Annotated in this window: 24 protein-coding genes; 11 read left to right on the forward strand and 13 right to left on the reverse strand. The window is 52.0% G+C overall.

The annotated features are described in order from the left end of the window. The first annotated feature begins 465 nt into the window (after positions 1-465). Together ACJJIK_RS05170 and ACJJIK_RS05175 are read left to right on the forward strand one after the other, a co-directional pair. Positions 466-1,053 carry a hypothetical protein gene (locus ACJJIK_RS05170; protein ID WP_444930852.1) on the forward strand — a complete coding sequence of 196 codons (588 nt, stop codon included), beginning with the start codon at positions 466-468 and terminating at the stop codon, positions 1,051-1,053. A 530-nt stretch (positions 1,054-1,583) separates the two neighbouring features. Continuing rightward, positions 1,584-2,039, forward strand: a complete 456-nt coding sequence (locus ACJJIK_RS05175; RefSeq protein ID WP_444930851.1) for a cupin domain-containing protein — start codon at positions 1,584-1,586, stop codon at positions 2,037-2,039. A 583-nt stretch (positions 2,040-2,622) separates the two neighbouring features. Here the strand turns inward: ACJJIK_RS05175 and ACJJIK_RS05180 are convergent. Further along, entirely contained in the window at positions 2,623-3,087 is a 465-nt protein-coding gene (locus ACJJIK_RS05180) for a cupin domain-containing protein (protein ID WP_444930850.1), read from the reverse strand. 196 nt (positions 3,088-3,283) lie between these two features. Between ACJJIK_RS05180 and hrpB the strand changes: the two genes are divergently transcribed. Together hrpB and ACJJIK_RS05190 are read left to right on the forward strand one after the other, a co-directional pair. Beyond that, positions 3,284-5,848 (forward strand): ATP-dependent helicase HrpB, encoded by a 2,565-nt coding sequence (gene hrpB / locus ACJJIK_RS05185; protein ID WP_444930849.1) that lies wholly within the window; start codon positions 3,284-3,286, stop codon positions 5,846-5,848. Between the two features lie 193 nt (positions 5,849-6,041). Continuing rightward, positions 6,042-7,034 carry an endo alpha-1,4 polygalactosaminidase gene (locus ACJJIK_RS05190; RefSeq protein WP_444930848.1) on the forward strand — a complete coding sequence of 331 codons (993 nt, stop codon included), beginning with the start codon at positions 6,042-6,044 and terminating at the stop codon, positions 7,032-7,034. Between the two features lie 34 nt (positions 7,035-7,068). Here the strand turns inward: ACJJIK_RS05190 and ACJJIK_RS05195 are convergent, their stop codons facing one another. From ACJJIK_RS05195 to ACJJIK_RS05230, 8 genes are all read right to left on the reverse strand, one after another. Continuing rightward, positions 7,069-7,503, reverse strand: coding sequence for a nuclear transport factor 2 family protein (locus ACJJIK_RS05195; protein ID WP_444930847.1), 435 nt, complete (start codon positions 7,501-7,503; stop codon positions 7,069-7,071). Then, the gene (locus ACJJIK_RS05200) at positions 7,487-8,362 is read right to left on the reverse strand and encodes a patatin-like phospholipase family protein (RefSeq protein WP_444930846.1); all 876 of its coding nucleotides are present in this window, start codon (positions 8,360-8,362) and stop codon (positions 7,487-7,489) included. Before ACJJIK_RS05200 ends, ACJJIK_RS05195 begins: the two co-directional genes overlap by 17 nt. Before the next feature lie 351 nt (positions 8,363-8,713). After that, positions 8,714-9,583 carry a patatin-like phospholipase family protein gene (locus ACJJIK_RS05205; RefSeq protein ID WP_444944429.1) on the reverse strand — a complete coding sequence of 290 codons (870 nt, stop codon included), beginning with the start codon at positions 9,581-9,583 and terminating at the stop codon, positions 8,714-8,716. A gap of 181 nt (positions 9,584-9,764) precedes the next feature. Further along, the gene (locus ACJJIK_RS05210) at positions 9,765-10,637 is read right to left on the reverse strand and encodes a patatin-like phospholipase family protein (protein WP_444930844.1); all 873 of its coding nucleotides are present in this window, start codon (positions 10,635-10,637) and stop codon (positions 9,765-9,767) included. 258 nt (positions 10,638-10,895) lie between these two features. Then, positions 10,896-11,486: a Fe-S biogenesis protein NfuA gene (nfuA, locus tag ACJJIK_RS05215; protein WP_444930843.1), complete on the reverse strand. Its 591-nt coding sequence runs from the start codon at positions 11,484-11,486 to the stop codon at positions 10,896-10,898. Positions 11,487-11,594: 108 nt separating this feature from the next. Next, positions 11,595-12,275, reverse strand: coding sequence for a type 1 glutamine amidotransferase domain-containing protein (locus tag ACJJIK_RS05220; protein ID WP_444944430.1), 681 nt, complete (start codon positions 12,273-12,275; stop codon positions 11,595-11,597). A gap of 33 nt (positions 12,276-12,308) precedes the next feature. Next, positions 12,309-13,340 carry an NADP-dependent oxidoreductase gene (locus ACJJIK_RS05225; RefSeq protein ID WP_444944431.1) on the reverse strand — a complete coding sequence of 344 codons (1,032 nt, stop codon included), beginning with the start codon at positions 13,338-13,340 and terminating at the stop codon, positions 12,309-12,311. Between the two features lie 119 nt (positions 13,341-13,459). Continuing rightward, a complete protein-coding gene (locus tag ACJJIK_RS05230) occupies positions 13,460-14,050 on the reverse strand; it encodes a TetR/AcrR family transcriptional regulator (RefSeq protein ID WP_444944432.1) in 591 nt (196 codons plus the stop codon). Positions 14,051-14,271: 221 nt separating this feature from the next. Between ACJJIK_RS05230 and metH the strand changes: the two genes are divergently transcribed. From metH to ACJJIK_RS05245, 3 genes are all read left to right on the forward strand, one after another. Continuing rightward, on the forward strand, positions 14,272-17,967 hold the full coding sequence (gene metH / locus ACJJIK_RS05235) for a methionine synthase (RefSeq protein ID WP_444944433.1): 3,696 nt from the start codon (positions 14,272-14,274) through the stop codon (positions 17,965-17,967). A gap of 4 nt (positions 17,968-17,971) precedes the next feature. Then, complete coding sequence (locus ACJJIK_RS05240) at positions 17,972-18,190, forward strand: DUF2970 domain-containing protein (RefSeq protein ID WP_444930838.1); 219 nt, start codon at positions 17,972-17,974, stop codon at positions 18,188-18,190. A 551-nt stretch (positions 18,191-18,741) separates the two neighbouring features. Continuing rightward, positions 18,742-19,128 carry a lysozyme inhibitor LprI family protein gene (locus ACJJIK_RS05245; protein ID WP_444930837.1) on the forward strand — a complete coding sequence of 129 codons (387 nt, stop codon included), beginning with the start codon at positions 18,742-18,744 and terminating at the stop codon, positions 19,126-19,128. 113 nt (positions 19,129-19,241) lie between these two features. Here the strand turns inward: ACJJIK_RS05245 and ACJJIK_RS05250 are convergent, their stop codons facing one another. Then, positions 19,242-20,054, reverse strand: a complete 813-nt coding sequence (locus tag ACJJIK_RS05250; protein WP_444930836.1) for a hypothetical protein — start codon at positions 20,052-20,054, stop codon at positions 19,242-19,244. A gap of 433 nt (positions 20,055-20,487) precedes the next feature. On the opposite strand from ACJJIK_RS05250, the gene ACJJIK_RS05255 reads away from it, so the two are divergent. Both ACJJIK_RS05255 and ACJJIK_RS05260 read left to right on the forward strand, forming a co-directional pair. Next, positions 20,488-22,149 carry a nitrite/sulfite reductase gene (locus ACJJIK_RS05255; RefSeq protein ID WP_444930835.1) on the forward strand — a complete coding sequence of 554 codons (1,662 nt, stop codon included), beginning with the start codon at positions 20,488-20,490 and terminating at the stop codon, positions 22,147-22,149. Beyond that, positions 22,133-22,681, forward strand: a complete 549-nt coding sequence (locus tag ACJJIK_RS05260; protein WP_444930834.1) for a DUF934 domain-containing protein — start codon at positions 22,133-22,135, stop codon at positions 22,679-22,681. The genes ACJJIK_RS05255 and ACJJIK_RS05260 overlap by 17 nt, the downstream gene beginning before the upstream one ends. A gap of 49 nt (positions 22,682-22,730) precedes the next feature. Here ACJJIK_RS05260 and ACJJIK_RS05265 read toward each other — a convergent pair whose 3' ends face one another. Next, positions 22,731-23,333: a TetR/AcrR family transcriptional regulator gene (locus tag ACJJIK_RS05265; RefSeq protein WP_444930833.1), complete on the reverse strand. Its 603-nt coding sequence runs from the start codon at positions 23,331-23,333 to the stop codon at positions 22,731-22,733. A gap of 103 nt (positions 23,334-23,436) precedes the next feature. Between ACJJIK_RS05265 and ACJJIK_RS05270 the strand changes: the two genes are divergently transcribed. Continuing rightward, positions 23,437-24,177: an SDR family oxidoreductase gene (locus tag ACJJIK_RS05270; RefSeq protein ID WP_444944434.1), complete on the forward strand. Its 741-nt coding sequence runs from the start codon at positions 23,437-23,439 to the stop codon at positions 24,175-24,177. A gap of 54 nt (positions 24,178-24,231) precedes the next feature. Here the strand turns inward: ACJJIK_RS05270 and ACJJIK_RS05275 are convergent, their stop codons facing one another. Together ACJJIK_RS05275 and ACJJIK_RS05280 are read right to left on the reverse strand one after the other, a co-directional pair. Next, a complete protein-coding gene (locus ACJJIK_RS05275; protein ID WP_444930831.1) occupies positions 24,232-24,525 on the reverse strand; it encodes a YciI family protein in 294 nt (97 codons plus the stop codon). Between the two features lie 357 nt (positions 24,526-24,882). Further along, a complete protein-coding gene (locus ACJJIK_RS05280; protein ID WP_444930830.1) occupies positions 24,883-25,188 on the reverse strand; it encodes a YciI family protein in 306 nt (101 codons plus the stop codon). Between the two features lie 138 nt (positions 25,189-25,326). Between ACJJIK_RS05280 and ACJJIK_RS05285 the strand changes: the two genes are divergently transcribed. Next, positions 25,327-25,635, forward strand: coding sequence for a winged helix-turn-helix transcriptional regulator (locus ACJJIK_RS05285; protein WP_444944435.1), 309 nt, complete (start codon positions 25,327-25,329; stop codon positions 25,633-25,635).

Raw genomic sequence — 25,635 nt, forward strand, 5'->3', positions numbered from 1 at the left:
GACCCCTCTATGCTTTTAGTCCCAATGAAAGCAGCAGTGACAGAAGCCATTAGCGACATCTATCAAGCAGAGCCGAGCTATCTGATGTCGCCCCCTTCCCTACTCGCCTCAGTCCCCTCCTCTTGCAAGGAAATTGTTAATTCATGACAAGCCCGGTGAGATACGCACGAATGGGCCTTATCTGAAATACTTTACAAATAGATAGGAACTAGGCCCCTGTATCGATGTCATTCAATGGTCTGTAGTATTTCCAAGCAGACACGATACCATTCAGGTGCCCCTGGTTGACTCTGCGCTCTCGGCAAGCCTTACCAAGCCTGTCGCCTATAAAGTCCGCCAGCCTACTGTAATTCCGAGATATCAATTAGCCCAATCAAGTACTGGTAATTACAAGGTGCCGATTGTAGGATGCGCGCCACATATTCAGGTCATGGAAGATCTGAAGGACATAATGAGGAGGTAGTAGTGAAAGGACTAATAACAGTTATTTTTTCCCTATTGGTATTATCCGGGTGTAGTGGGATTGGCCCAAAGCCCCCAGAAGAAAATGAAGTCGTATTGGGTATCGACACCGAGAAAACGATTAAAGAGAAACTTGGCAAACCCTATGAAAAAGGGATGTTTATAAAAAACAATCAACAAATTGTAACAATTGCCTACGTATACCCCACTATAGGAAAAAAAACAGTTAAAGAAAATATTAACGGCACTCGTAACCAAGGGTTCTACTTTTTTAACGAAAAGCTTATCGGGCAAGATTTTGTCAGTTCTCTTGCCGAAGATTCTACTGACTTTGATGAATCAAAAGTACCACTAATCAAAGAAGGCCAAACCACCATTCAGGAAGCGCAGAAATTGCTAGGCAAACCTTCCGGAGAATATCAATATCCACTGATTAGTAACAAAGCAGAAAAGGCCAAAGTTTATATGTATAGCCAGACTAGCAAGGCTATATTCCAGCCAACATCCTACCAAAAAATTCTAATCCTCAACTACAACACTGACGGCATTATCACAAACGTCAAATTTTCTGAAATTGGTGATAAAACTTAAGCGCGGAATAGCGACCCCTTCGCCTGGGAAGTCCAACCTTTAGGCTTCCCAGAAATAAATAATAGGTAAACCCTAGCCTACCAACATAAGTGGTACATATCTACCCACCAGAAATTCAAGCAGACTCAGGTCATTTAATACTACCTTAAGCCCAGGGTTGATTCTAAATACTGCACCATCAATTCGGGCTTGGGGTATCTTGCCAGTTTCCAGTCATCTAAAATAAGCGCCTTAAACAACTATTAGCATTTTGTTCAGCCCTCGCCCCCAGGAGCGGCAAAGTTTCGCAAGCTATATTTTATACAGCCGACTGATATTTTTAAATCCAACCTCTAGCTGAGGAAACTTAAGCCCCCCTAAGAGTCTGTGTTATATAGTGAGGAGTTGACAGCAGTTGTGACTGCGATGAAAAAGCCCATAGGCAGTGTAGTCGACAGGATTTCCAACATAGATGACGAGTAAGACAGGGACTACTACAAGCAATATAAAGCACAATATTTTATTGATACCTTTATAGTCGAGGCCTATCTATGAAACCTGACAACCTAATTGCTCATCCTGAAGGCGGGAAATTTCTTGAGGTATTTAAATCGAGTGCGATTGTGACCAGAGAGGATGGGCAAAAACGAAGCGCCATAACACATATTTATTTCTCCTTGCAAAAAGGTGAAGTGTCACGATTTCACCGGGTAGAAGCGGATGAGGTTTGGAACCTATATCAAGGGGACGGTCTATATCTAACGATTTGGGATGAAGAACTTGGCCTTTTAGAGCGTATTGAGATATCAGAGAAGAGTAAGGTGTTTTGCCATGTGGTACAGGCTGGTGTTTGGCAGGCTGCGGAGCCTTTAGGAAATTACGTTCTAGCGGGGTGTTCAGTGGGGCCGGGGTTTGAATTTTCTGATTTTGAATTGGTTGTACCTGGGTCCAGGGTGGCTGAAGAAATATGTGCCGTAGATCCTTCTTTATCTCGGCTAATCGATTAAGTTTATTTCCCGCCTTCAACTCCGACTGGAAGGGAAAGCTTGAAAACTAAACCTGACCTGACAGCGCATCTTCTGAAAAATTGGCAACTGTCAGATCAAGCCTGAACCACTACAAGTTATCAGAAGCAGGGCTAAAGGCTAACCTCTTAGAAAATCCCTAGCTAGCAGCCACCTTTTTGCTATTTATTGCCACCCACTACAGTGCCTGAAATCTCTTTCTTGATGTATAGTGATTTGATGCCCATAAAATATCGCATCAATACACCTTCCTGTATCTCGACCTACTGCACAGCCAAACAGGTTTACGTAAAACGCTCTTGCCTTCCCTGGATCTGGAACAACGAACGATAAATAAAATGGCTTCATGCCGACCTCTTCTCTCGCAAATACCTATGATGTCCCAGTCAAGCATGCAGCAGGCACCTTCTGGGGTTTTCTATTAGCTCAAACCTACTTCAATTGAGATTTTGCAATTTGTATGCAGCCAGTCAAATCAGTCGAAAATTTAAGCCTCCTCGGCGCATTCGATTCAATAACACCCAGAAATAGAGAAAGCCTCGAAAATAACTAATCATGAAGAACACTAGCCAAATGCCGCACTTCCCGTAGAGCTAATCAATACAAAAGCAATCACGCAGGGCTCCTCACCGCTATTGACCCAATTGTGAACCGTGCCCCGCTGAACCAGCGTATCACCCGCTGACAATTGCACAACAACCTCATCGCCCATCTCCATTTCAATCTTTCCAGACATTACCACCGCATAATCGATACTATCGGTTTGGTGGGATCGTGGAGTCACTCCCGGCCCAAACTCTACCACCTTAAAAACTGACCCTCCTGGAATAGTAGTTCCAGCAATATTGCACCCTCCCCGGTCCTCGCCATCTTCACATAAATCCACAGGTAAATCCCGGGTGGTCCATAACTGCTGCTGGATCATATGTGGGCGCCAACTACTGGTATGCAAACCCCGGTCATCCATAAGCACCACCGGTTTACCCTGAGAATCACAGCCCGTTACTACGCGACGAATATTTATCGCCATACCCCCCTCCCGTACAGTAGTGACTAAAACACATGGGAATATAGTTCAGCTCAGGCCCTATTCCGTTGCGCCCTACAACCGTCAAGACCACAGAGTTTGAAAGGGCCGCGCTTTAACTTTTGGCCCTAGGCTTAACCTTTGAATAAGGTCCCAATACTGGTACCCCACACCTTGCGAAATCACTATAATCGCGCCCATGTCTGAGTTACCTATTCAAAGTACCCTTCCCAAGCTGCTCCAGACCCTAAGTGGGCATAGCAATGTCGTACTCCAGGCGCCACCCGGTGCCGGTAAAACAACCGCTGTGCCACTGGCCCTACTGGATGAGCCATGGTTGAACGGAAAGAAGATTATTATGCTGGAACCGCGCCGCTTAGCTGCGCGAACCGCAGCAGCACGAATGGCGGCCCAACTGGGCGAGAAAGTTGGCAATACCGTTGGGTTTCAGGTCCGAGGTGAGCGCCAGTCCAGCCAAAAAACCCGAATCCTGGTAGTGACCGAGGGCGTTCTTACACGCCTGCTACAAGCAGACCCAGAGCTGGCCTCATACGCCCTGGTGATATTTGATGAGTTCCACGAGCGCAGCTTACAGGCTGACCTCTCCCTCGCACTTTGCCTGGAATCCCAGGAGTACCTGCGAGAAGACCTCAAGTTACTGGTTATGTCGGCCACTCTGGATACCGATACAGTTTCCTCCCTGCTCAATAACGCTCCCATCATCACCAGCGAGGGACGGAGCTTCCCAGTAGATATCGAGTACCTGGAGCGGCGGGAAGAGCCTGAGGATCTGCGCCAAATGCCGTCATTAATGGCGAGAAAAATTGTACAGTCTTTGCACCGGGAGGATGGCAGCATCCTGGCATTCCTTCCTGGGGTTGCGGAGATTAAACAGGTAGAAGCCTTTCTGCATGAGCGATTCAGCGGGGATGATAATTACCGCGATATTATTATCGCCCCACTGTTTGGAGATTTGAGCCGCGAGCAACAAGATCAAGCCATAGCACCTGCGGCAAAGGGGCAGCGCAAAATTGTATTGGCCACCAATGTGGCAGAAACCAGCTTGACCATTGAAGGCATCCGGATTGTTATCGATTCCGGACTTATGCGTGAAGCGCGCTTCAACCCCAACTGCGCGATGAACCGATTGGTGACAAGCCATATTTCACAAGCTTCTGCCACCCAGCGTACCGGCCGGGCCGGGCGCTTAAGTGCCGGCTATTGCCTGCGGCTCTGGAGCGAGGGCCGCCAGCGCTCATTGAGTGCCAAAAATACCCCGGAAATCAAACGCAGTGACCTGGCCCCACTGGCCCTGGAGCTGGCAAAGTGGGGGGTGACCGATGTCAGTGAACTCAACTGGCTCGATACCCCACCCGCCGGTCCGATGGCCCAGGCGCAACAGCTATTACAGCAGCTGGGCGCTCTCGATAAGAAACTCCGAATCACCCCTCACGGCACCAACATGCTCACATTGGGTGCCCACCCCCGCCTGGCTCATATGCTGGTTGCCAGTGTTGCTTGGGGGTTGCAGGAACAGGCTTGCCTGCTCGCCGCCTTGCTGTCGGAAAGGGATATCTTTCGGGGAGAGGCGCGCTGGGACCGGGATATCAGCAAGCGTATGCATAGCCTGAAGTCTCAGGGCCATAACCCAAAGGCGGATCGCGGCACCATTCACCGGGTGCGCCAACAGTCCAAAACCTGGTTGGCTCAGCTGAAGGAATTTACAGCGGGAATGGAGAAACCTCAGCAGATTATCGATCGCTCAGATGAAATAGGCGTCCTGCTCGGGCTCGCCTATCCAGATCGAATTGCCAAGTCGCGCAGGGACAGTGCTCGCCGATATCTCCTCTCCAGTGGGAGCGGCGCCCACTTCTCCCACGACGACGCTCTCGCCCTAAGTGAATACCTGGTAATTGCTGACCTCGATGGCCAGGGCCGCGATGCCCGTATCCAACTGGCCGCAGAAATTTCCCTGTCCGCCTTAAAGGCAGTCTTTGCTCCCCAAATAAAGGAAGATATCTCTGTGCGCTGGGATCAAGCCTCTGGGCGCGCCGAAGCCCTTCAGCAAACGATGCTGGGAGCACTGGTGTTACACCAACAACCGGCCAAACAGGTTCCGGCTGAGGCTTTAAGTCGCGCGCTGCTCAACGCTATTCGCCAGAAAGGCCTGACCTCCCTACCCTGGACTCCAGAAGCCGATCAATTGCGCTTTCGCATCGAATTTTTACGCCAAAGCCCGGAGTCTGAGGACTTACTCGCAGGCACCCTAGTACCAGATTGGAGTGATACTGCGCTTCTCGATACCATGGAAGATTGGTTGCTCCCCCATTTACAGGGCTTCAATAAACTTGAGCAGCTCGCACAACTCGACCTGGCAAATATCTTGCGCGGCCAACTGGAATGGAACTTAGTGCAAAAACTTGACGAATTTGCCCCCAGCCACTATCTGGTTCCCAGCGGCTCCCGCATAAGTATCGACTATAAAGAAACCCCGCCGATTCTGGCTGTGCGACTGCAAGAGCTGTTTGGTCTAACGCAAACCCCCACCATCTTAAACAAGCGCTATCCACTGATGGTCCATTTGCTATCACCAGCGCGGCGGCCAGTACAAATTACCCGTGATCTTGCAAATTTTTGGGCCAATACTTACCAGGAGGTTAAGAAGGAGTTGCGGATTAAATATCAGAAACACTACTGGCCCGACGACCCCCTAACAGCTATTGCCACCACCAAGACCAAAAAAAGAATGGATATGGGACGTTAGTCTTTTAAATTTTGCTGCCCCAGTGGTGGCAAAGTGGTTTATCTGGGCAGCGGTTCAGTTATTATTTAGCAATAACTCGCAGTTTGTCACACGGGATAGGAACCCGTACCAATAAGGCAAACCTGAACCTGCTTGCCCCACAGTGAAGCTCTGAGAACGAATGCGTTCTCACTTATAGCAATGGAGATGTATTTTGCGCCGCACACTTTTATTATCTCTCAGCCCACTATTGATATCGGGCTGTAACCTCGATGATCTTCCCGAGGATTTGAATCAGTCACCCCTCGATTATGATCGGGAAATGCGTTACTTCGTAGAGGATATCAGCGCCTACGCGAAGGATATCAACCAGCAATTTATCATTGTCCCCCAGAATGGGGTTGAGTTGATTACCACAACAACGGCCACGACCGGCTCGATCAATGAGGCCTACCTGGACGCCACCGATGGCTTTGCCCAGGAGGCCCTATTCTTTGGTGAAAACAATATCGTTAACGAACCGGTTAGCACCTCTGAAACACAGCGCCTGCAAACTTACCTAGACTTGGCCAAAGATGAGGGCCATACAATCCTGATTACTGATTTCGCCAATATCCAACAAGATATTAATGACTCCTATCAGGATAATGAGGATGCTGAATATATTTCTTTTGCCGCAAATACAGAAACCCTGGACGATATACCGAGCCACCCCGATGAGCCATTCAATGTAAACTCACGGGATATCGACAGTCTCGATGAGGCCAGCAATTTTATCCACATCACAGATCCGCGCCTCTCTTCAACACCCGAGGAATTCGTCGATACTCTAAGTGAAACCGACTACGACATACTGATTATCGATTTCTTCTTTAACGACGAACCCTATACCGAAGAGCAAATTGAGCAGCTCAAACAAAAAGAAAATGGTGGACGCCGCCTGGTTTTAGCCTACATCAACATCGGCGAAGCACAAGACAGCCGGGACTATTGGAACTCCTACTGGTATAGCAGCCCACCCGACTGGCTACTGGAAGAGGTTCCCGGAGAATCGGGAAATTATTACGTGAATTACTGGCAGCAGGGCTGGCAAGATATTATTTACGGCAACAATGATTCTTACATATATAGGATTGTTGAAGCAGGGTTCGATGGGGCCTATATGGATGGAATCGAAGTATTTGAGCACTTCGATTCCAGCGAGTAATCACTCGGTCTCTATACTGTCAACTCAGCAGGCATCAAGCCTGCTGAACATCCTTATACTGAGTCACGTACTGGGAAAGGCGCCCAGACATCTCCTCAGCCAACTTTTGCAGGGCATTTAGGGGGCGGATCATCACTTCAAACTCAATGATCTTGCCCTCGTCATCAAAGCGAATAATATCCAGCCCCTTCAGGCTTTTATCGCCGATACTGGCGGTGAACTCCAGAGCCAGATCATACCCCGACTCAGTGGTAAACTTACGGTCGTACTCAAAGCTCTCAAACACCTGCATAACCGTATTGAGAATCAGACATACAGCGGCGGAGCTGTGGTAGGGCTTAAAGAATGCCGGTGAACGGAAAACCGCATCCTCCGCAACGATTGTTGGCAGACGACTCAGATCCTGCGCTGCGACCATTTCATGCCACAGAGCAATGGATTCCGCTATTTTTTTATTGGAGTTGTTCATTGGAAACTTTCCCTTCGTTCACTTGTTTTCGTAAAAATTCCTGCCCGTCAGCACAGCCCAGCTCGTAAGTTTGCTGTGCCAATTCAGGGTTGGTGTAATCCCAAACGCTGATAAATGGTGGCTTGGAGGGCTGAACATAAGTCCAGACCTGATCGCCTTTGCGCTGTGTAAACCGATCTGGATACCCGTCATAGCGCCGTGTCAGCAGTACCAGCACCCTGCCCTCGCCCCTATCCAGGCCCGCTACAGGGATATTGTCGACTACTCCTCCATCAAGGGCTGGGCGATCGTGCAACTGGAGTCTCGGGGTAAACGGCGGTGTGCAAGAGGAGCACAAAATCAAATCCACCAACTCCTCAACACTCGCGCAATCCCGCGCTCGATAAAACTGCTGCTTAAAGCCCAGGCGCTGGGCTATCTTGGGGTGGAGATTGCGCAAAAAGTGCTTATCTGCGTAGTAGGCCATAGCGCCCACCCCAAACGCTAAACCGCCGGCGAGCCCTTTGGGCGGGTGGACAACTGCAATACGCAACTCGGCGCCCTGCCGAAGGGTTTCCAGGCCATCGCGAAACAGCTCTAGCATCGCATGGCGATAGATACCGTACTGGGGGAATACGGGCTCCTTCGCAAACAGGTTACTCCAGTATGCATTTTTTTGATTGGCGGCAAATGCAGACCAAAAATACTCTCGCGCCTCCTCCGTCTTACCCATCAATACCAGGCTCGACATCAAGCCCCCGGCAGAGACTGCGGTAACGACTTTGGGAGAGAGGTCGATACTCTCGGCGATCGATTCCCAAAAACCAATCTGCCAGGTACACCGCCCGCCACCCCCAGCGAATACAACTTGGTCAAACATAACTTTACTTCCCTGTAACCACTTTTTGGGTAAAACACCAGAGTTTCCCCTGTGCTTTACGGCCTTCAGAGCCCCAGCCAAGTCCATCTCTAAAATCGCAGCCCCAAACCGTGACCAATCAGTTTTGGCGCGCGGGATCACAGACTCCTGTCAAGCTCCATATGCAACTAATTGCATAAGCTAATGGAATTGTAAATATTGTGCAACCGCTACTATCGAGCCACAGCCCACCTGGGGCTCTAAATGACTCCACAATACCTCTGTCGGGCTTGAAGGCTACAGATGTTAAGACTCAGCTCGGCGCGCACAGCCCCAACTGCAACACAATCGCTATGCCTTTTAGGGACCGCCCTAGATTTGCACTAAGCGCTCTTTGCCCGACAGGAGTACATCGACAAAGGCGCGGCCATCGGCCAAGCCAATTTTCAGGGTGCGCCTTAATGCGCAGGGGTTGGAAAAATTCCACATCCCTATAGGCAGGGGGCGGGATGGCTGCACATAGGTCCAAACCTGCTCCTTTTTGTGGACGCTAAAGCTATTTGGTAGATGTGGAAAGCGCCCCGTATCTAGAATCAACACCCGCCCCTTGATGGCATCCAACCCAGCTACCGGTGCATTGCCCACCAGAGCACCATCCAGCACCTCTGCGCCATAAAGGGATAATCGGGGAGAGATAGGCGGTGCGCAGCAGGAACTTAAAATAAGCTGTTCAAGCTCACTGCCGTCCTTGCAGTTACTCACCGGGTGAAACAACTGGCGGAACCCCAGGTTCAGCGCGGTATTTGGGTGCAGGTCACGAAAGATATGCTTGTTGGAGTAGAAAATCGCCAATCCCAGTGTCAACGCCAAGGGCACAGGCAGCCATTCGGGGGGATAGGTCACTGCAATCCTGAGATCTGCCGATTGACGCAGAGACTCAAGACTATCGTGAAACAGCTCGTGAACCCCTTTGCGATAAATATCAAACTGCGGAAAGACCGGCTCTTTGCGGAAAGAATTATTCCAATAAACATTCCTTTCATTTTTTTTACAGACAGAATGAAAGTAGTTAATTCCCTCCCGGCAGCGATCCGTCAACATAAGCGCCGCCACCATACTGCCCCCGGAGGCGGCGCATACCACTTTGGGGCGAACGGGCAGATCGCGACTTAATGACAGCAAAAAACCAATCTGCCAAGTACAGCGGCTCCCTCCACCACCAAACACCATTTGATTAAACATGTGGGCTCACTCCCCCCACTGGAAACATCACCTGATTAGGCTCCTCCCTTAAAAATAACAAAGCAAAAAAATATTGCCCCAAGCCTTCAGTGGGACCCCCGACTAATTCTGCGGTAGCGCTGCGGCCTATTAAAGAACAGCGGCCTCACCGAACTGGCCCGAGCCTACAAAACCAATCTAATTAAAGGCGCTCGGCAATAAGCCTCCCCTCGCCACTGAGGGCCGCCAGGAATTGGCGACCATCGGCAATTCCCATTCTGAAAGCCTCTTTCACCTCTTCCGGGCTGGCAAAATCCCACACATTCAGGGGGACATGTCCCGAGGGCTGAACGTATGTCCACTCCTGGTTAAATTTTTGTACGGTAAAACGATCCGGCAGTTGTGGAAAACGCCGAGTCAGCAAAATAAGTACCCGCCCCTCAGTAGCATCTAAGCCCCCGATAGGGACACTATCCACGACACCGCCATCCAGTACCTCCGCCCCGCCCAGCTTCAAGCGCGGCGTCAGTGGCGGGGTGCAAGACGAGGTTATCACCAAGTTTTCTAGCTGCGACGGTTCGGAGCAGTGGCGCACTTTGTGAAAAGATTGGCGGAAACCCAGCTTAACCGCCGTGCTCGGATGAAGATTGGGGAAAATATAGGTATCAGAGTAATCGATCGCAGCACCGACCATTAATGCGATCGGGCCGGGCAACCACCTGGGTGAGGTGCTGACGCCGATACGCAAATCCGCCGCCTCGCGCAGCTGATCAAAACCGCCGGAAAACAACTCACTTAATGCCCGGCGGTAAATTGTATAGTGTGGGAATACAGGGTCCTTGCGGAACATATTCTCCCAATAGACATTTTTGCCATTGGCTTTAAATGCTGAAATAAAGTGATCAACCCCATCCAGAGATCTGCCCATCAACACCAGGCTGGCCACCAAAGCTCCCGCAGATACCGCACTGACAACTCTCGGTGCCAGATCGATTTCCTTTGCAACCGACTCCCAAAACCCGATCTGCCAGGTACAGCGCACGCCGCCACCGGCAAACACCACTTGGTCAAACATAGATTTTCTTCCCTGGGATTGGCGCAGGCAGAATCAAAGAGTCAAGCTTGTCGCTCGATTGCTGCACCGGCGTTTTTCCTTACCTCAAAACTTCAAATTACTATTGAGGAATATTTCAAATATATACAGGAAGAGAGGAATTCGTGGGGAGGCTTTCGCGGGATCTAACCTAAGAGGGCCACGGCAATAAAAAAGGCGAACACTAGGTTCGCCTTTTTCTTTTGAGCCACTTGGCCGACTCAAGACAGTTGCAGGAACTCAATAGTAAGCCTGGGATTTATCGGTGTGATCCGTAATATCCTTCACTCCTGCGAGCTCGGGAATTTTCTCTTTGAGGGTTTTTTCCACACCCTCTTTCAGAGTCATATCCACCATGCCGCAACCCTGGCAACCACCGCCAAACTTCAGCACAGCAAACATATCCTCAGTCACCTCCACCAAACTTACCTGTCCACCGTGAGCGGCCAGACCAGGGTTTACTTCGTTGTATAAAACGTAGTTGATCCGGTCCTGGATGGGGCTGTCGTCGTTAATCTTGGGCATACGGGAGTTGGGCGCACGGATCGTGAGCTGCCCACCCATCTTGTCCGAGGAGTAGTCGACCCGGGCATCGTCCAGGTAGGGGACACTGCGCCCCTCAAAGTAGGCTTTGAGACCATTCATTTCCAACATCACATCACCCTCTTCCTCTTCTCCCGGGCGGCAGTAGGCGATGCAAGTCTCGGCATTGGGCGTACCGGGACTGGAAACAAACATGCGAATGGCAATACCCTCACAGTCCTGTTTGGCCAGTAGCTCTTTCAGGTACTCCTGAGCGGGTTCGGTAATAGTGACATTCAAATCAGACATATGGGCTCTCAAATAACCAAGCTTCTTTGTCGGGTATTCTACTCTCAGAAAGACTCAAGGGAAACCGGTCGCTTAGAAGCCTTTTGAGCGACCGGCTCCATCACTGACTCAGGCGGGGATAAACCCCAGCAGAGTCTGGGCCGTTTCCGCCGAAGATGCCGGGTTTTGGCCGGTCACCAGCTTGCCATCGACCACCACATAGGGTGTCCAATCATCACCCTTGGAGTAGTTTGCACCGCGCTCCTCAAGCATATCCTCAAGCAAAAACGGCACTACATCCACCAACCCAACTGCGGCCTCCTCCGAGTTAGTGAAGCCCGTCACGCCTTTCCCCGACACCAGGAAGGCACCGTCTTGACGGCGGGTATGGCGGAAAACACCCGGGGCATGACATACAGCACCGATCGGCTTGTCTGCGGCAAAGAAACGTTCAATCAGGGCAATTGAGGCTGCGTCCTCGGCCAGATCCCACAGAGGGCCATGTCCACCTGGGTAGAAGACTGCATCAAAATCGGCCTCGCTCATATCGGCCAACTCGTGGGTATTGGCCAAAATCTGTTGAGCATCCGCATCGGCCTGGAAGCGACGGGTATCATCCGTTTGGAAATCGGGTTCATCACTTTTAGGGTCCAGTGGTGGCTGCCCGCCTTTGGGTGAAGCCAAAGTCACTTCAGCCCCCGCATCCTTAAAAATGTAATAAGGTGCCGCGAACTCCTCCAGCCAAAAACCGGTTTTCTCACCCGTATTACCCAGCGCATCGTGGGAAGTTAGCACCATCAAAATTTTCATATTTCTCTCCGCACAAGCTCGGACAACTTTGCTTTAATCATCGTTTCCGACACGCACAACCAACTTGCCGAAGTTCTTTCCTTCCAGCAGGCCGATAAAGGCTTCAGGTGCTTCTTCCAGCCCCTCAACCCTATCTTCAAGATATTTGATGCTGCCCTCAGCAACCCACTGATTTAATGTACGCACTGCTTCATAGAAGCGCTCGTAGTAATCAAAAATAATAAAGCCCTGGATTTTTAAGCGCTTAACCAATATATCCCCCATCAGCATACTGGTGCGATCGGGCCCCTCCGGCAGAGAGGTTGCATTGTATTGTGAAATCAGCCCGCACACGGGAATCCGCGCGAAGTCATTGAGCAGTGGCTGCACAGAGTTGAACACCTTGCCACCGACACTTTCAAAGTAGATATCGATACCATCGGGACAGGCTGCAGCGAGCTGCTCGGCAAAATCTTCAGCGCGGTGGTCCAGGCACACATCGAAGCCCAATTTCTCCACGGCATAGCGACATTTTTCCTCACCGCCAGCCACACCGACTACCCGGCACCCCTGCAACTTGCCAATTTGTCCAACCGTCGCCCCCACCGGGCCGGTCGCCGCCGCCACTACCAGGGTCTCCCCCTCTTTGGGCTCACCAATTTCCAGCAAACCAAAATAAGCTGTAATTCCCGGCATACCCAACACCCCCAGGGAGAAGGAGGGGTACTCGGGGCTCTTGCCCAGGTTTATCAGCCCGGTGCCATCAGAGAGGGCGTAATCCTGCCAGCCGCTATAGCCCAGGACCCAGTCGCCCTCCTCGAAACCGTCCAGTTGCGATTCGACAACGCGGCTCACAGTCCCCCCCACCATTGTGTCCCCCAGCGCTACCGGCTCGGCGTAAGACTTGGCATCATTCATTCGCCCCCTCATATAGGGGTCGAGGGATAGGTAGATCGTGCGCAGCAACACCTCCCCAGCCTCCGGCTTGACCACAGGGGCCTGCTCCAGGCGGAAGTTCTCTATCGTCGGCGCGCCTTCTGGGCGCGATGCCAATACCAGGCGTCGGTTTATATCGCTCGATTGCATTTTTCAGTCTCCATAGCTCTATCAAATGGATTTCAGCACCGTTAAATTAGACCGGTCGTCTAATCCAACATTACAAAAAAAACCGCAGCGGTATTCCCTCTGCGGGCTCAGTTAAAATTTCAGTCTTTTCCCAGCATCTCCCGGGTCGCCTTCATCGCCTCTGCCATCGGCATATCGTTGCGGTTTAGCTTCTCCAGCAGGCTAGCGCCGAGCCACAATTGGTACAGGGCCGCCGCTTTTGCACGGGTATTTAATGAGACGGGCAGAGAACCGTCCTCTCCCGCCAATTCAATACAGCCCTGAAGCTTCTGAATAATCTGCTCCGTTCCATCCCGAAGGATAAGGCGCATCGACTCAGACAAATCCGCCACCTCTGCACCCAGCTTAACCGCTAGACAGCGGTGCGTATCGCAGCGCTCGCCACTACTTTTCTGCCAAGCCTCAAAGTAAGCCAATAGATTGTCGGCTGCCGACTGCTCCCGGGAGGAAAAGGCAGCATCCATCTGCTCAAGATAGCCGCGAAAATAATCCTCCAGCAGAGCCACGCCAAACTGCTCCTTGGACTTAAAGTAGTGATAAAAGGACCCCTTCGGCACACCGGCGGTCTTGAGGATTTCACTCAAGCCGACACCGGAAAAACCCTTTACGGCCATCACGGTGTAGCCCGTATCCAGAAGGTGTTGGCGAGTATCTTCATAGCTGCTTTTCATAAACCGCACCTTACACCCAACTAGACCGGTCGTCTAGAATTTTATCGTTAGAATAAGCCGTAAAGTACCCATAGATTGCTCAGCTTTAATTAAAACTACGCTGTTATTGTGGCGGAATAGTCAAAAAGCCATAAGTAGCGGCCAGTGGCAAGGTGTGACTATGGTACGATTGACGCCAGTTTCACCACAGGCAACCGAATAGACAACATAAGGATTGGTAAATGTCCCAGCAGTCCCGCGACCAACGTCTCGAGCAAATTAATGCCGCGCTCACACAGCGCATCCTGATTTTAGACGGCGCTATGGGGACCATGATCCAAAGGGAGAAGCTGGGAGAGGGCGATTATAGAGGCGGACGCTTCGCCGACTTTCCCCGTGACTTGAAGGGCAACAACGACCTGTTGAGCCTGACCCAGCCAGAGCTGATTGAGAGTATCCACCGGGAGTACCTGCAAGCCGGCGCCGATATTATTGAAACCAATACATTCAACGCGACCCAACTGTCCCAGTCCGATTACGATATGGAGCATCTGGTCACAGAGATTAATCGCACCTCCGCAGAGATCGCGCGCCGCGCCGCAGATGCGTTCTCCACACCGGAGCGCCCGCGCTGGGTGGCCGGGGTAATCGGCCCCACGTCCCGCACTGCCAGTATCTCACCGGACGTCAATGATCCCGGTGCGCGCAATGTCACTTTCGATAAGCTGGTAGAAAATTATGTAGAAGCCGGCCGCGCCCTGATAGAGGGTGGCAGTGACCTGATCCTTATTGAAACGATTTTTGACACTCTCAATGCCAAGGCCGCTATCTATGCCATGCAGCAGCTGTTTGAGGAGTTGGGGTTCGAGCTGCCGATAATGATGTCCGGCACCATCACCGATGCCTCCGGGCGCACCCTTTCCGGTCAAACTACCGAGGCCTTTTACTACTCCATTGCACACGCCAAGCCGATTTCTGTCGGCCTGAACTGCGCCCTGGGCGCCACCGAATTGCGCCCCTATATAGAGGCCCTGTCCGGCACCTGCGCCTCTTATGTCTCGGCCCACCCCAACGCGGGACTGCCTAACGAATTTGGCGAGTACGACGAAACCCCAGAGCAAACCGCCGCAATCGTAGCGGAATTTGCCCGCAGCGGTTTTATCAATATCCTCGGCGGCTGCTGTGGCACCACCCCGGATCATATTCGCGCAATTGCCGAAGCGGTGGCCGATATGCCCCCGCGACAGCTACCGGAAATTAAACCCGCGCTGCGCCTATCCGGTCTGGAGCCTTTTGTCTCTGCGGAGTCCTCCCTGTTTGTCAACGTGGGCGAGCGCTGCAATGTCACCGGTTCCGCCCGCTTTAAACGCCTCATCCTTGAGGAGGACTACGACACCGCCCTGCAAGTGGCTGCCGCCCAGGTGGAGGACGGTGCACAGGTCATCGACTTTAATATGGATGAGGCGATGCTCGACGCGCTCGCCGCTATGCGCCGCTTCCTCAACCTTGCCGCGACCGAGCCGGATATCGCCAAGGTGCCATTTATGGTGGACTCCTCCAAGTGGGAAGTGATCGAAGCCGGCTTGCAGTGCATTCAAGGCAAGCCCATTGTGAACTCCATCAGCCTCAAGGAGGGCAAAGAGGAGTTTATCGACAAAGCCAAGCTGTGCCTGCGCTACGGTGCGGCGGTGGTGGTGATGGCCTTTGATGAAGATGGTCAGGCGGACACCCTCGAGCGCAAAATCGAAATCTGTCAGCGCAGCTACAACGTACTGGTCGATGAAGTCGGCTTTAATCCCACCGATATTATTTTCGACCCGAATATTTTTGCCGTCGCCACCGGCATTGAGGAGCACAACAATTACGCGGTGGACTTTATCGAGGCCTGCCGCTGGATTCGCGCAAACCTGCCCGGCGCACAGATCAGCGGTGGTGTATCCAATGTCTCCTTCTCCTTCCGCGGCAACAACCCGGTGCGCGAGGCTATCCACTCTGTATTTCTATTCCACGCCATCAAAGCCGGCCTCAATATGGGGATCGTCAACGCCGGCCAGCTGGCCGTTTACGACGACCTGCCGAAGGAACTGCGGGAAAAGGTTGAGGATGTCATCCTCAACCAAAGCCCCGATGCCACCGAGGCCCTGCTGGAAATCGCGCCCAAATACCAGGGCGGTGGCGGCGGTAGCGCGCGCAAAGAGGACCTGAGCTGGCGCCAGTTGCCGGTCAAAGAGCGCCTGGCGCACTCCCTGGTGAAAGGCATCAACCTCTATATCGAAGAGGATACCGAAGAGGCCCGCGCCAACTCCTCCCGCCCTCTAGACGTTATCGAGGGCCCGCTGATGGACGGTATGAATATCGTCGGCGACCTGTTTGGGGATGGAAAGATGTTCCTGCCCCAGGTTGTAAAGTCCGCCCGGGTTATGAAGCAGGCAGTCGCCTACTTGCAGCCATACATTGAAGCGGAGAAAACCGAGGACAGCCGCTCTAACGGCCGCATCCTGATGGCCACGGTAAAGGGTGACGTACACGATATCGGCAAAAATATCGTGGGCGTGGTACTGGCCTGTAACAATTACGAAGTAATCGACCTCGGCGTGATGGTGCCCGCAGAAACCATTCTGCAAACCGCCAAGGACAAGGCCTGCGATATTATCGGCCTGTCCGGCCTAATCACCCCATCCCTGGATGAAATGGTCCACGTGGCCGCCGAGATGGAGCGCCTGGAATTTGATATCCCCCTGCTGATCGGCGGCGCCACCACCTCCAAAGCCCACACCGCCGTAAAAATTGACCCCCAATTTAACCGCAACCAGGTGGTATACGTAGCCGACGCATCCCGCGCGGTAGGTGTCGCCAGTAGCCTGATATCCAATGAGCTGCGCCCGGCCTTTATAGAGAAAATTCAGGCCGAATACGAAAAAGTGCGTACCCGCACCGCCAACCGCAAGCGCAATGACACCCGCCTGACCTACGGTGACGCACAGAACACAGCGCCGGAATTTGACTGGGCCAACTACCAGCCCGCACGCCCCAACAAACTGGGCCTCACCGTCATCGACAATTTCCCCCTGGAGAAATTGCTCGACACCTTAGACTGGACCCCCTTCTTTATCTCCTGGGATCTGGCGGGTAAATTCCCGGCGATCCTAGAGGACGAAATTGTCGGGGAAGCGGCCACCGATCTGTACAACAATGCCCAGCGGATGCTGAAAGAGATTATCGATAAGAAACTGCTGCGCGCCCGCGCCGTATTCGGCCTCTGGCCCGCCAATAGTGTCGGCGACGATATTATTGTGTACAAGGACGAAAGCCGCAGCGAAGAGCTGGCCCGCCTGCACCATATGCGTCAGCAGGTACAGAAACGCGGCGGCGATGGCCTGTGCCGCTCCCTGGCAGACTTTGTCGCCCCCCTGGAATCGGGGCAAATCGACTATGTGGGCGGCTTTGCGGTAACGACGGGAATTGGTGCAGATGAACTGGCGGAGCACTACGAGGCCCAGCACGACGATTATAGTGCCATTATGGTAAAAGCCCTGGCGGACCGCATGGCGGAGTCCTTTGCCGAGACACTACACCGCCTGGTGCGCAAAGAGTACTGGGGCTATGCGGCAGACGAGGTGCTCAGCAATGAAGAGCTGATCAAGGAGGCCTACCAGGGCATCCGCCCTGCCCCCGGTTACCCGGCCTGCCCGGATCATTCGGAAAAAGCCACCCTGTTCAAATTGCTACAAGCGGAGCACAATGCTGGGGTCAGCCTCACCGAACATTTTGCGATGATGCCCGCAGCTGCAGTGAGCGGCTGGTACTTTGCCCACCCCCAGGCAAAATACTTTAATGTCGGCAAGATCGGCAGGGACCAGTTGCAGAGTCTGGCCGAACGAAAAGGGGTCAGCGAGCAGGAGTTGGAGCGCTGGCTACGTCCCAATCTTGAGGAATAATTTCATGGAAGAAAACAACAAGAAGGCGAAAAAACCCAATGTGGGCCAGGTGGTAATCAGCACCCTGGCCGCCGCGATCGGCGTACAGAGCAATAAAAATCGTGAACGGGATTTTCAGAGCGGCAGTATTATGACTTACATTATTGCCGGCGTTGTTTTTACCGCCATCTTTGTGATCGGCTTGGCGCTTCTGGTAAAAATCGTGCTCGGCAATATGGGCTAAAAGCGCTTAACAGCAATGCAAATAGCGGTAACTATATCTATTTGCATTGTTGTGAGCATGGTGCCCGGGACTACACAGCTCCGGGCCAGAAGCGGGCTAGCGCGTGGCCACCCAAAAAACACAAGTGGCTACGAAAATTGCAACTAATGCTACAGCCGCAATAGCATCTACCACATTATCATCTTCAGAAACTACAGCTACTTCATCGTCCATCGAATCTCTCCGATCATTCTTTATTGTTATTTAAAGTAGTTGGGCCGTCGACAACGGCCTCTCAAGTAGAGCAAATTGAGTCGGCGGTTGCAAGCTGGGTCCAGCCCAAACCCTCTATAGCGATGGCAGCCACCCTTACCATACTGAATTCGCCACGATTAACGACTCGTTATCACCAGGAAAATTTGGTGCCGTATATACTCGTGATATTTGGCGGTAACTGGAAACAGTTCCCCTTACAATTGCACATCAACTGCTACTGCAATTTTAAATATGAAAAAGCGGAAGAGCACTCTCGCCCCGCCACAGTAAAGTAACCCGTTACTTCCAGGTAACCTATGCACAAGCCACTAGTCTTAATTTTAGCCGCCCTATCGGGAGGCATCTCCGCTGAAAAAGCCAAAGCAGATTGCGATCTGCCAGAAAGCCTATGCAAACTACAAGCTCAATTCGAAGTGGCAGACAAAGCGCTCAACAATACCTATCGACAAATAATAACAGGAATAGATGCCGGCGGGCTGTCCGCCAGTTTAGTGGACAAAACTGTGCTAAAAAACAGCCTTATCAAAAGCCAGCGGTCTTGGATTAAATTTAAAAGCGCAAACTGCGATGCATTTTATACACTGCACAGTGGCGGCAGACAGCGGAATGAAGCCCAATTAGAGTGCGAAATTGAAATGACGAAATCGAGAACTCAATACTTAAACAAAACCTACTTACTTTGAGCGGGAAGTCACCGACGCACTAACAGAGATTTGTAGCGGCCGGTGTAGCGCTCAACTAGCCGCCTGTAAATTACCGACGTGAGGCGGGACAACCCGCCCGCCCAACCGTCTCTTTAGGCTTGCCCGGAGTAAAGGGCAATATGGAATCCTCCGCTGAGGGCCTGGCCAGTCTTGGCAACCTGTTTGCGACTGTCAACGTTGACATTCAGGTTACCCCACTTATTGGGTGAGACTGACATGATTCCGTTAACCCCCTTACCCTTGTTAGTGCTCGTCATATTACAAAATACCACGGCCCCACCACCATCTTTGTTGGTTGCCAGGGAGCCCGGACTCGGGCTTGAACCATCGGAGATTAGAATATGTACATCGACAGTTTTACCGTCCAGTGATTTTTTTAGCACTTTATTGTTGTGGTCCAAACAGATATCAATGCCAAACGTTAAGCCCTTGTGCGAGAAGGTACTTCCACTGACCTTAGACACAAAACTATCCTTGGTCTGATACTGATCGTTACCGACTTTATATTTCTTCAGCAGAAAATTGCCACCGGCCAGGATAGGCGCAATGCTCAGGTAAGAGGGTGAAGATAAGCATCCACCGCCTTTTGTATAAGCAATCGTCCCTGCCACAATCAAAATATTCGGGTATTGGCGAGAAACTGTGCGCAGACTGGAGTAAATATCGCTCTTGGAACCTTTACTCAGGGAGTCGATATGATTGGTAACGGCTTTAGAGGCATAGCCAGAGAAATAATACTCTGGTGCAACCAGCATCTTGATATATTTATCGTCAGGATAGTCCTGCATCATCGCCTTAGCGCGAGCTACTGCTCCTGTAAATACACTGAAGTTAGTATTGCTCACACCAGTGAACTTTGACGAGTCATCAAACTCAATCATCGCAGCAAGGATATCTTTAGCCATCCCGTTGACCTCTTGTAATTATGTTTAGCGCTCAACCACTCACCTGTCTTTTCGGGCAGATGATTCGTGACTGACAATTCGCGATTTATATCACTGTCGGCAAACGGAAAGATGGTACCAATTCACAGCTAGCCAAATTTGCTTGGCTATATCGAGCTATCGGCTAAAGTCACTACACTCAACTGACTGAGGCCCGATCAAAAATTGAGCAGCACACCTCAGCAACCCAGACCCCAACGCCCCGAGTAAACCTCCAACCGTTGGCAGGCAGAGGGTCCACTATCCCCTCTTATAACTGTTGGTTAGAGATATAGCGGAAAATATTGTTATTTATTGCATAAGAGCGCTGGTATGTTATGCGCCAGCGGAGAATTGTCCGGGGCCTGCCCCTTTCTCCACCATCAGCGCACAAAGGCAATGGAATCAAGCTGTTATGTATCGATACGACGACCGGGACCGCGCCATCATCAACGATCGCGTAGCCCAGTTCCGCGGCCAGACGGAACGTTACCTTGCCGGCGAGTTAAGCGAGGAACAATTCCTACCGCTGCGCCTGCAAAATGGCCTCTATATTCAGCGACTGGCCCCCATGTTGCGCATCGCCGTTCCCTACGGCCTGCTCAACAGCGTCCAGTTACGCCGTCTCGCGCGCGTTAGCCGCGACTACGATAAAGGTTACGCCCACTTCACTACGCGCCAGAACCTCCAGTTCAACTGGCCGCAGCTGGAAGATGTACCCGCCATTCTCGATGAATTGGCGGAAGTGGAGATGCACGCTGTACAGACCAGCGGCAACTGTATCCGAAACACCACCTCGGACCCCTACGCCGGCATCGCCCTCGACGAGATTGCCGACCCGCGCCCCTACTGCGAGCTGATTCGCCAGTGGTCTACCTTCCACCCGGAATTCGCCTTCCTGCCGCGCAAATTCAAAATTGCCGTCAGTGGCTCGGTACAGGATCGCGCAGCAATTCGCGTACACGATATCGGCGTACAAATCGTTAAGCGCGGTGAAGAGATCGGTTTTCAGGTATTAGTGGGCGGTGGCCAGGGCCGTACGCCGGTCATTGCCGAGACCATTCGCGACTTCCTGCCGGAAGAAGACCTGCTCTCCTACCTTGAGGCGATTGTTCGCGTCTACAACCAGCTGGGCCGCCGCGACAACAAGTACAAGGCGCGCATTAAAATTTTGGTGAAAGCTCTCGGCCCGGAAGAGTTTGGCCGCCGCGTGGAAGAAGAGTGGCAGCACATCAAAGATGGCGCTGAGAAACTGACCCAGGAAGCACTCAACTGGGCCAAGTCCTTCTTCACCGCCCCGGAATACCGCGAGTTTGACGGAGCGGCTAGCGAAGCTTCCCTGCAACAACAAGCCGACAGCGAAAAGGCCTTTGCCCGCTGGCTTGAGCGCAACACCTACCCCCATCGGGTACCCGGTTATCGCGCGATCAAGCTGTCCACCAAACCCACTGGTGTACCGCCAGGTGATGTCACTGATGCCCAACTGGAGGCCATCGCCAATCTCGCCGACACCTTTAGCTTTGGTGAAGCCCGTGTAACTCACGACCAAAACGTGGTGCTCGCCGACGTCGAACAGGACAAACTGTTCGAACTCTGGCAACAGGCCCGCAAGCACGGCTTCGCCACTCCCAATATCGGCACCCTCACCGATATGATCTGCTGCCCCGGCGGCGACTACTGCTCCCTGGCCAATGCCAAATCTATTCCCGTAGCGGAAGCCATCCAGCGCCGCTTCGACGATATGGACTACCTCTACGACCTGGGCGACCTCAACCTGAATATTTCCGGCTGTATGAATGCCTGTGGCCACCACCATGTGGGGCATATCGGTATTCTCGGGGTCGACAAAAAAGGCGAAGAGTTCTACCAGATCCAGCTCGGTGGCAGTGCATCTAACGACGCCAGCCTGGCCAAAGTATTGGGCCCCAGCTTCTCCCGCGCCGAAGTGCCGGAAGTAATCGGCAAAATCCTCGACCTCTATGTCGAGCAACGCCAAACGGAAGAGCCCTTTATCGACACCTACAATCGCATCGGCCTTCAGCCCTTCAAGGAGAGAGTTTATGCCAAAGCCAGCTAAACTGGGCCCGCAGCCGGGCAACCCCGCAGAACTGATTATCGATGGCGAAGTAAAGACCAATGAGTGGCAGCTGCTGCCCCAACTGGAAGCGGGAGAAGAGCTGGACCTCAGCACCCTGCCCTCCGGCAAAATTATCCTGCCGCTACGCCAGTGGCAGGCGCATCGCGATGCGCTGGCATCCCGCAGTGGCGAAATCGGTGTGTGGCTGGACAGCGAAGAAGGCGCAGAGCTGATTGCCGAAGAGGCCCCCAAGTTGCCAGTAATCGCTGTGCACTTCCCCGCGTTTGCCGATGGCCGAGGCTTTACCGCCGGCCGCATGCTGCGCGAGCGCTACAGCTTTACCGGTGAGCTGCGTGCAGTAGGCGGATTTATGCGCGACCAGCTGACCTATCTACAGCGCTGCGGCTTTAACGCCTACGCGTTTGAAGGCGAGCAGCCTTTGGCAAGCCTGAAAGACTCGATGAGCGATTTTGGTGACAGCTACCAAGCAGGGGTGGACCAACCGCTACCCATGTTCCGTCGACGCTTCTAAAGCTCAATTTAGACCTCTGAATACTCAGGGGTCTAAATTTCTACTTCCATCACGACTCCAACCCCAATCCATCGAGCGCAAACTCCAAAGAGGGTTCCACCTCCTTGAGTTCTCGCCCAGATCGCAATACCGATGCCGTGCCATGCAACAAGGTAATCAGGTACATAGCGCACTCCTCGGCACGCCGATCCAGCCCTAAAGCCTGGGACTCTTTATCAAAATGAAACAAGTCAACCAGTTGCTTTACCGCCTCTGCGTCAGCAGCTTTTAAAGCGTCAATGGCATCAGAAGGCAAAGCGTCACCGGCAGTTTCCGATAGTCCAAACGCCAGGTAACAGCCCCTCGGGGTCCCCTCCCCGGCCTGCCCTTGAACGGTAGCCAGCAAATAACCATGCAATCGCTGCCGCAACGGCACTCCCTCTTCCGTCAGGAAGCGCATACGGTCTTTGGCATATCTATCCAGGTATTGCCCCAACGAAAGAACAAACAGTTTCTCCTTATTGCCAAAGGAAGAGTACAGACTTGGCTTATTAATCCCCATAGCCTTGGTCAGGTCCGCCATTGAGGCGCCCACATAGCCTTTTTTCCAAAAGACTTTCGTTGCTGATTCCAGCGCATGCGCCTTGTCAAACTCCGGCTTGCGTCCCGCCATTGGCAATCTCCCAAAAATTGTTTTGACAATATTGTACCGATCGGTAAGACTTAGCTCAAACCATACCGATCGGTACAATATTGACCCAACCCTTCACAGGAGAATGGAATTGAGCATTTCAATCGAAGGAAAAACCGCTCTTGTAACTGGAGCGAATCGCGGAATTGGCAAGGCAATTGTCGAGCGCTTTCTCGACGGTGGCGCAAAAAAAGTCTATCTGGCCGTGCGCAACCCAGAGGCAACGTCCGAACTGACAGAAAAATATGGCGACAAAGTGATCACATTGGAACTCGATGTGACAAAAGTCCAAAGTGTAGGAGCGGCGGCAAAGGCAATTCAGGAATTGGATATTCTGGTGAACAATGCCGGGGTACTTGCGCCCGCAGACCCGCTTAGCGACCATGTAGAGGACTCACTTAAGCAGGAACTGGAAGTGAATACCTTTGGGCTTGTCCGTGTAGCCAAGGCATTCGCCCCCCATTTGGAAAAGAGCAAAGGCGCCCTGGTACAAATGAATTCGGTCGCATCCTTGCGCACCTTCCCACACATTAGCACCTATTCCGCATCCAAAGCTGCCAGCTACGCAATTACCCAAGCACTTCGAGAAACCCTTCAGGAGCGAGGCGTACAAGTTTTGAGTGTTCACCCCGGCCCCATCAAAACAGATATGGCCAAACAGGCTGGGCTGGAGGACGGGGAATCCCCCAGCGCAGTGGCTGAGGAAATTGTTGCCGCGCTAGGAAACGGGGATTTCCACCTCTTCCCAGATGCCATGTCGCAGACTTTTGAAGCCGCTTACCAGAGCTTTTCTGATTCGGTGATCACCGCAGACCTTAGCGAATAACGTGGTCGAAGGTTGCCTGAGCAAGAAGTAACACAAGTATCGGAAGAACCCAATCTAGGGTTCTTTCAGTAAGCTGGAGAATTCCTCTGAAGCCATAACGGGGACAAACTCGGTAATCGTAAATGTCGACGCCCCATGTTTTGTGAAAGGGTCTTCTTCCAGGACCTTTCTCAGAACCTCCTCGGAGGGGTGGCGTGAAATAATTATCGCGCCAGTTCTAGGTTCTTTCGCTCCCCCAAAAAGCAGGTCTCCCGACTTATAGTGTCCTTCCAGGTAGCTCACATGCTCCGCCATTAACTCTGGGGTCAGCTTTTCTAGATCCGGGAAGTTCAAGTTCACTAAAAACATAACATCTCTCCCCTCCTTAGGGGCCATATATCAGCTGTTTACACCACTTTAAGCTTGCAGAAATAGCCTCCACCAATCTAATAGATAGCTACTCTTCCCACCTTGGCGGTAGAGGATAATCCCCAAGCAGTAGTTTAAATGGAAATCATCGGAGATTGGTGATCGGGCATCATTTAATTTAATGGTGCCATCACGTACCTTTCTTCAGGCAATAGTGCTAAATAGACGATACTTCAGATTGATCAAGTTACATGTGGCCTGGAGAGCTTCATCTGTCCTCCAGGCTATGGTATCCCCTTCAAAACGGTTGGGGATTAATGCGATGGCACTCCCTCTTTGAGCTTACTCTTAAGACTGTTAATGCGAACTCATCTTTAGAAGGTGTAAAAACTGTTCAGAGGCCATAACAGGCTCAAATTCGATTAGCGAATAAACTGCCACTCCACTTTTTATAAAGGGGTCCTCATCAAGTACTCTCCGCAAGGCTTCTTCACTGTTGTGACGAGAAACAATAACCCCACCAGTCCTGGGATTTTTCCTTCCCCCAAAGAGTAAACTTCCAGACTTGTACTCCTCTTCCAGATAAAGCCTATGCTCCGCAGTCAACTCTGGGGTTAGCTTTTCCATATCCTTAAAATGCATATCCACTAGAAACACAGCCATTCCCTCTTCTCTAAAAACACCATAAGATTGCTACTGATTTCGTAGCAACTGTAACGCTACTAATTTAGAAGCGCAAGAACCATGACAACTCCCCTACCCAAAAAAAATGTCAGAGGCTCGACTAGCGGTATAGCCATCATGGCTGTATTCGATCTGCTCGGGCGAAAATGGAATATGAGAATACTGTGGGAACTGAGGAACGCACCCCGGAGCTTCAGGGAACTCCAAGCCCAGTGTGATGCCATGTCCCCATCGGTACTAAATACAAGAATCAAACAGTTGAGCGAAGCTAAATTGATCAATAAGTGTACGAATGGATATCAACTGACAGATCTAGGGGTTTCGCTAATGGGGACCCTTGATCCGCTGAGAGAGTGGGCCAGCCTCTGGGAGGAATCCCTCAGCACCAGGGAAACCCGGTGCCGGCAAAGAGCCAAGGCAGATTAG

It is taken from the genome of Microbulbifer regidiadema (SeqCode) (assembly GCF_052466995.1).